The organism is Roseburia sp. 1XD42-69 (genome assembly GCF_003612565.1).
GTDB lineage: Bacteria > Bacillota > Clostridia > Lachnospirales > Lachnospiraceae > Roseburia_B.
In genome coordinates, this window is the sequence record NZ_RAZG01000254.1 from 1 (window position 1) to 670 (window position 670).

The following is a 670-nucleotide window of genomic DNA, read 5'->3' on the forward strand; positions in this document are numbered from 1 at the left end:
GAAAGGGGGTGTTTGTCATGAAGTTTGACAGGGGAAGTTAGGTTGTATGTCCGCATGGAGGCATAAACTGCTCGGACTTATTACATGGGAGCAGGGGCGGCTCTGAACGACAGAGGGGCTGCTATCAAAATAATTGATGACAATGGAGGATTTGAAAAATGAACGTAAATGGAATAGGACAGAATTATTATCAGAACAATGTATCAGCGAATAGATACAATAGGAGCAGGGCAGGACAGTTCTACCCGCAGAAACAGGCGGCAGAGGAATCCGCTCCCGGAAGTGCAAGGCAGAATGCCAATGTGCAGGATATATATGACGCACTTAAATCAACAAATCCAATAATGGGGCAGGAGGAAAACACCGTATCAAATGACAGCGGGCTGACAGTGTGGTATGGAGATAAGACCTTGGAAGAATGGGCGGCAACAGATCCGAAATATACGGACAAAGCAACAGGTTTTTCATGGTATGTCAGGGATGGGAAGCACCCTTATATGACGGGGGAGGATGCTAAGAAATTTAAGGAAATGTGCAAGGAAACGGGAGAGTCGTGGCTGAAAAAGTTCGCGGAAATGACAGGAACGATACAGCACCTTGATGACAATACAACTGCCTATGTGGGAACAAACGGTACAGCGATTAAATCAAAGGACGGAAAGGAACTGTT

General features: G+C 45.8%; 1 protein-coding gene. It reads left to right on the forward strand.

Annotated elements, in window-relative coordinates; all coding sequences use genetic code 11:
- Positions 1–158: 158 nt before the first annotated feature.
- Positions 159–670: hypothetical protein (locus D7Y06_RS25435; protein WP_120410231.1), on the forward strand; the 512-nt coding region annotated here is incomplete at its 3' end.